6 protein-coding genes are annotated in these 6,387 nt (G+C 32.7%); all 6 read right to left on the bottom strand.

Annotated elements, in window-relative coordinates; genetic code table 11:
* Window positions 1–473: 473 nt before the first annotated feature.
* On the bottom strand, window positions 474–962 hold the full coding sequence (locus tag C0512_RS05730) for a hypothetical protein (protein ID WP_290859638.1): 489 nt from the start codon (window positions 960–962) through the stop codon (window positions 474–476).
* A 15-nt stretch (window positions 963–977) separates the two neighbouring features.
* Window positions 978–1,505 (bottom strand): DUF6252 family protein, encoded by a 528-nt coding sequence (locus tag C0512_RS05725; RefSeq protein ID WP_290859636.1) that lies wholly within the window; start codon window positions 1,503–1,505, stop codon window positions 978–980.
* Window positions 1,506–1,584: 79 nt separating this feature from the next.
* On the bottom strand, window positions 1,585–3,009 hold the full coding sequence (locus C0512_RS05720; protein ID WP_290859635.1) for a hypothetical protein: 1,425 nt from the start codon (window positions 3,007–3,009) through the stop codon (window positions 1,585–1,587).
* Between the two features lie 65 nt (window positions 3,010–3,074).
* Entirely contained in the window at window positions 3,075–4,892 is a 1,818-nt protein-coding gene (locus tag C0512_RS05715) for a PQQ-binding-like beta-propeller repeat protein (protein WP_290859634.1), read from the bottom strand.
* 25 nt (window positions 4,893–4,917) lie between these two features.
* Complete coding sequence (locus C0512_RS05710; RefSeq protein WP_290859633.1) at window positions 4,918–5,298, bottom strand: hypothetical protein; 381 nt, start codon at window positions 5,296–5,298, stop codon at window positions 4,918–4,920.
* A gap of 118 nt (window positions 5,299–5,416) precedes the next feature.
* Entirely contained in the window at window positions 5,417–6,382 is a 966-nt protein-coding gene (locus C0512_RS05705) for a GSCFA domain-containing protein (RefSeq protein WP_290859632.1), read from the bottom strand.
* Window positions 6,383–6,387: the final 5 nt, after the last annotated feature.

Here is a 6,387-nt window from a genome sequence, read left to right as displayed (position 1 = left end):
AGGAAAAAAAATAAAATACAATAAATGACTCTCATCCGATAAATCATAAAAAATTATGTACTAAAATAATAATTAAATGGTTACTAAAACTAGCGTAGTAAATTATTAAAATCTTTTTGTAAAAGAATTTGAAAAAAATCAACTACTTTCAATAAAAAAAGTAAGGATTAATCAAAAAATGCAGTAAATAAATTTATTATCTATTTCAAAATCTGTATTAAATTCAGTAACAATACCAAAAAGGCTAGAAGATAAAGCAGTAAAGCTACTCGTAAGGGTTTGACAGTTTTCATAGTACGCATTTTTATCGGTTAGTACAAAGTTGAACTATTTTTGATAGCTACACAATACGTCATTTGACGTATAAAAAACTTCCCAAACTTGATTTAAAAGTTTGAGAAGTATTAAAAAAACCACTAAAATTTAATCAAATCATTCTAAGTCCATAAGTCAGATTAAAACAAAACTGCTTTTTATTGACGTGTGATGGAGTTAATCTTTAATTTTCCGTCAGTGATGACTTTATCAACAGATAAATTATTTCCTGTAAAATTAAATGTTGCTTCAATTTTATTAGCTACGGTATCACAAACTGTTACCGTTAATGTACCTGAAGTTGAATGAAAGTAATTATCCGGATAATTGACGCCATTTTCATAAGTCAACCAACAAGATGCCATATTGAATGATTGTTGAGCTGGAAAACTTCCTGTTTTAGCAGGAAAATGAAATTCTGCAAATTCATTTCCGTTTTTACTTCCATAAACATCAATATACCTTCCGCCCGCTACTGCATTTGTATATAAAACTGCTTCAAATTCATCCGCTGAAATTTGAGTTCCATCAACTGTTAAACTTAATTCTTCTTGTGCGGTTGAACCACCATCATTATCATCGTTACTACAACTGAAAAATCCAATTGTTAACATCACAAGTCCTATTTTAAATATATTTTTTTTCATTGTTTCTTAAATTAATTAGTTAGAAAAAATTCCTCTAAAGCTTCCGTTAGTAATACTTACTGTTCCTCCATTGCAAGTTTCATCCACTTTCACTTCTTTGCCCACAAAACTAAATGTTCCTTCTACTTTTGTTTCATCTATATAGGTAATTTCAATTGTTCCTGTCGCATTGTCACAATTCACAGAATTGTATGCTACTGCCGACATATTCACCAATTTCATGAAGTTACAGCTTCCAAAATTGACATCAAAATTGTTTGTTGCATTGACATTATAAACACCTGTTTCTAAACTATGATCTATTGCTCCCAAGTTTAACGAAATAGATGTGCCATCCATTAACGAACCTTGAATTACTAAATTTCCGGTTGAATAGGCCGAAACAGTTAACTGTTCCGTTGATTGAAAATCGGCACCATCAATGGATGCTTTTACATAACTTCCACTTGGAAGAGCTGAACCTCCACCATCGTCACTGGAACACGAAGTGAAAATTGTAGCAGTCAATAAAACTAAAACACTGAGTTTTGAAATTGTTTTCATTATTATTCTTTTATTTAAGATTAGTATAGCAAAATTGCATTGTATCGCTTTTTCATACAATACGACAAATGCCCTATTTTTAACTTTTCATTAAATCTGACTTTGGAATAGTCACCTGCTTTAAATATTGTATACCATCTATTGCTTGAATAAAATATAATTTTTCATCTCTTTCATCATAAAAAGGCAACCCATCAAAATCATTTGAATTTATTTTTTTACCCAGATTTTGAGGCTCAGACCAATTCTTCCAAGTTTCGTCCAAACGGTAAGAAACATAAATATCATATTCACCATAGCCACTGAATCCATTACTGCTGAAAACAATAGTTTTATTGTCTGAAAGCAATTGTGGCATTCCTTCATCGGCAGCAGAATTAATCATTTTACCCATGTTTTGAAGAAATCCGAAAGTGCCATCTTCTTTCTTTTTTGAAAAATATAAATCGGAACCGCCATGAGTAAAATCTGTTTCTATTCCTAAAATTAAAATAGTACCGTCTGAAGAAATTGTAGCCTCAGAAGTTTCATCATAATTGTTATAAGCGGCAATTTTTAAAGCTCCTTGTGATTGATAATGTCCACTTTGTAGTTTTAAAATTTCATAGCCTGATTCTTGGGTTCCTTTGTTATAACCAATTCCTCCTTTTAAAATAAAATCATTTCCATAATGTTCTATATAATTGTAATAAGAATTTTGGCTCAATGCTTCTTCTTTGGTAGGATTTGACCATTTCCCATCCGGACCTTTTTGACAAATAAACACTTCCTCTTTTTCATCTGATAAGGAGGAGAATATTAATTTTTTTCCGTCTGTTGAAATAACCGGACTTGACGGATAGAATCCTTTTAAAGTTATAACTTCTACTTCCTGAATTTTATCTAAAAATGATATTTCGTTGATTGTGGGTTGAATTGGAAGTGCTGAATTAGAAATCCCAATTGCATCAATTTGTTTTTGACCATGAAGTAAGGCAAAATTAAATTCGATTTTAAGTGCATTTCCATTAGCCACTTCTTTCTCTAAAATAATATATTCAATTCCCGGATTTAAATTAACTTCCGGTGCTTTTTCAATTTTTCTGCGTTTTCTGCCAAAATAATAACTTCTGTCTGCTGCAAACGTGCTCTTGTAAACCGGCGTTTGCCAATTTGGTTTTCTGGACCAAACGGTTTCATATTTTCCGGAACCGTTATCAACTGAAATCTTCACGACACAACCCGCATTTAAATTCTCAAAAATGGCAATTTGTTTAATGGTTTGAGGTTTTTCAAATCCAACTTCAACGACTTCTTTACCATCCAAAGCATTTTTTGGTGACCAAGCATTTGGACTACTTCCCCCTTGCGGAAAAACATCCGGTTTCCCTAAAATACGTTTGATGCCATTTTGTTTTCCACCTAAATCAGAGGAAAATTTGATAAGTTTAGAAGCCCATTGTATTTCTTGTGAATGAACTGAAAAAGCAACTGATAATGCTAAGTAAACAATAATTTTTTTCATCTTTTCAGAAGTTAAAAAGAGCTGCAATACAATCACAGCTCTTTCACAATTAAACTAAACCTGACCTAGTTATTCACTTTTATTTTCTCTACTTTTTTTCCTTTAAAAGCAAAAATATACTCTCCGTCAGTGGTAATATCAATACCATCACCAAATTTTGGACTACCTCCTTTGCCTTTAGATTGAACAGAACCTTTGACTTCTCCATTGGTCATGTCAATTCCGTAAATAATGTTTTTGCTGTTTCGTTGGTCACGTAAGAAGTAATTCTCTCCAATCCAATAGAAAAAGTCAACTCCTTTAATTTTTTCAGTTGCATACACTTTTTTTCCGTCTGCTTTGTAATAGGCCGCTAATCCTTTCTCAGACAGCAACACTACGCTTTCACCGAAATCAACAACATCGGTGACTTTTCCCACATTGGCATCACTGTGTTTTGTCGTGAAAATTTGTTTTCCTGATTCAATTTCATATCCATAAAATTCATCACCGTCACTCACGAATACTTTTTGATCTTCTTTTATAATTAAATCCGTAATTCGCTTATCGAATTTTTCAGAACGCCAAACGGTACTTCCTGTTTTATCGTCTAAACTTAGCACACTGTTTTTTTGTGCTTTATAATCCCAATAGATATAAGGTACTCTTTCTTTATAAGTCCCACCCATGGGAGATGCTTTAGATTCCATTCTATATTCCTGAACCAATACTTTCCCTCCTACTTGAACCAAAACTCTATTCCCGGTTTTATAGATATTTGGCATACAAAATGCTCCGGCTATTTTTTCAGAAGCCCACAATAATTTACCGGATTCTAAATCATGTTTTTCTACATATTTTGTGCGATCTCTGGTTCCTAACATCACAATGTAAACGGCATCCTCTGTAAACAATGGATTTGCAACTGTGCGATAGATTTTCTTGTCTTTGTTGCCTCCCATAAATCCGCCACCACCGGCCATATCATTCTCATAAACTGCTTCCCATAACTTTTGTCCATTATTAATATTAAAAACCTGAATACCATCTAAATACATAAATATTTTATCCCCTTTTATCCATAAATCAATAATGGCTCTTCTGGTAACTAATTCCTTTTCGATGGTTCCTAAAAAAGTAGCATCCCATAAAATGTCTCCGTTAACTGCATTTATTTTTACTAATTGATTCTTAAACCCTGCAAATAAAGCTCCTAAGGCCGTTGGTTTAAAATTTACCATGATAATTTCGTTGCGTTTTGCATCATAAATATATTTACCCACAGCTCCTTTGAAACGATTCGTTTCCCAAATTTTTTCTCCGGTATCGGCTTTGACTAAAATGACAGATTCTTTTTGAGAAATTAAAAAAGCATCTAATTCGTCAATATACTTTACAGTCTCTAATTCCCCTTGATCAGAACCCTCAATGCCACTTTGTCCACTTTTAGGAATTAAGTTCTGGAACTTTTCTGAATTCCATAACTCTTTTCCGGTTGGAATATCAATAACTGCTACTAAATCTGTTCCTAATTTTCGTTCATCAAATAGAAAAAGATAGCCCCCATTTTTCTTCCAAATAGTATATTGGTATTCACATTTGTTCGTTTTATTAGTGGTTATTTTCTTATAATCTCCGCTCCAAACTAATTTTCCATTGGCATCTAAAACCGTAGCAGAATTGTCGTCTGTACCAATGACATAGGAGCCATCACCGTTACTAACCGCCAAACGGTCTGCTTTATTTTCAAATTCAGCTTCCCAAACCGTTGTGAAAATTCCTGATTTTTTTCCGGCTGTTTTTCCGGTTCCTTTTACTTTGTCAACCAGTTTTCCTAATTGTGCCGAAGTTGGTAATGTCATCATCATAGAGATGGTTAACATCAATAGTGTAATTCTCTTCATTTTGTATAATTTTTAGTTAGTTTTTTTAAAATGTTATGGTATAGCGAATCTTATATCGCTGTTGCTTTTGAAGTTTGAAATTGAATTTGTGATTCAAGATATAGTCTGACATAAAGTTTATGAAATCGATGTCTTTAATATCGCTTTCTACTTTGAAAAAGGAGGAAACTTTTCCGTTTTGAACAATGCCGATATCGACCACCATAGTTCCTTTAATGTCAGTAAATTTTTTGTTTTTCTTGTTTAGAAATTCTTTGGAAACAAAAACATCATCAATTTCTTTTGTTACCGTTTCTATAACAACTTCTTCATCCGTTAAAACCGGTTTTTGAGCTGCCACAGAATAAACATTCAGAAGTAAGAATGTTATAATTATCGCTTTAATAAAAGTCAATTTTTTAGTCATGATTTATTGTGTTACTAATAATGACCAAAATTGAATTATTTTATAATTTCAAACCATACGGCATTTGCCCTATTTTGAAAAACAGAATAAGAATTGAAAAATGAAACTAATTATGATTTTAAAAAAGGCCCAAAAAAGGATGCTTTGCTTGCAATTGCTCAATCCGTTCGTGTAGTTTTTGAACAAAAAGTTGATGCTGTTGTGTAGTTGGATTAAAAGGTCGATGGGCTAATCCTTTTTGAATACTATCCAATTCATTCATGATTGGGAAAGCGTGATAGGAGATATGAGTTTCCATAAAAATTCCCCATATATACTGAATGGCGGTCTCATTTGGATGAAGCATATCCTCCGTGTAAAAACGATAATCTCTTAAATCATCCATCATGATTTCATAAGCCGGGAAATAGTGCACTTTTTTTTGTTCCACAACGTTCAAATGACTGATAAATTGATGTAAAGCAGCTATTAAATGAGCTTTACTTTGTTGGTTTTCTACAAAGCCATCTTTTAAATGTCGCACGGGAGAAATCGAATAAATAAAATTTAAGTCTGCATTAAATCTTTTTAAAAGGCTATGAATATTTTGAAGGGATGTTACTATCTCCTCAACAGAAAGAATTTCCTTTGAAAACTTAGTTTGTGGTATTTTATGACAGTTTGCTACTCTCTTTTGAGTTTCTAAAAAACGATAGGTCCAAGCCGTACCAAACGTAATAACCAAATGCGTCGCTGATTGAAGTTGGCCACACAAAAACGTCAAAATTCCATTTAAATTAATCAACATGTCCCCTTGATCGGAGTTACTGAGTTCAGAATGTACTTCCAGGCAATGCCAAAGTTCATTTTCAAAAACTAAATCATCCTCGGTAAATAATCTATTCTCAACTGCCCTGGTCAATAAATTCTCGATGGCATTGGGTTGAAACAATATTCCAAACGGGTTGCCGTATTGTTGAAATTTGAAATATTCTAATTTAGTACTAATCGTTGCAGCAAAACACGATCCAATCGAAATCACCTTCGAATTATAATCGATGGGATGATTTGTTTTAGGTATAGTGATTTGAGTTCTGAAGTTCATTAAAA

Origin of the sequence: Flavobacterium sp. (assembly GCF_013822155.1) — a bacterium.
GTDB lineage: Bacteria > Bacteroidota > Bacteroidia > Flavobacteriales > Flavobacteriaceae > Flavobacterium.
The sequence above is the reverse complement of the archived record's forward strand: the minus strand, read 5'-3'. Positions and strand labels throughout refer to the sequence as shown.

Bases quoted from the DNA above. Each gene is read 5' to 3' on its own strand.
- C0512_RS05730 (WP_290859638.1), bottom strand. From the start codon at position 962: ATGAAAAAAAATATATTTAAAATAGGACTTGTGATGTTAACAATTGGA.
- C0512_RS05725 (WP_290859636.1), bottom strand. From the start codon at position 1,505: ATGAAAACAATTTCAAAACTCAGTGTTTTAGTTTTATTGACTGCTACA.
- C0512_RS05720 (WP_290859635.1), bottom strand. From the start codon at position 3,009: ATGAAAAAAATTATTGTTTACTTAGCATTATCAGTTGCTTTTTCAGTT.
- C0512_RS05715 (WP_290859634.1), bottom strand. From the start codon at position 4,892: ATGAAGAGAATTACACTATTGATGTTAACCATCTCTATGATGATGACA.
- C0512_RS05710 (WP_290859633.1), bottom strand. From the start codon at position 5,298: ATGACTAAAAAATTGACTTTTATTAAAGCGATAATTATAACATTCTTA.
- C0512_RS05705 (WP_290859632.1), bottom strand. From the start codon at position 6,382: ATGAACTTCAGAACTCAAATCACTATACCTAAAACAAATCATCCCATC.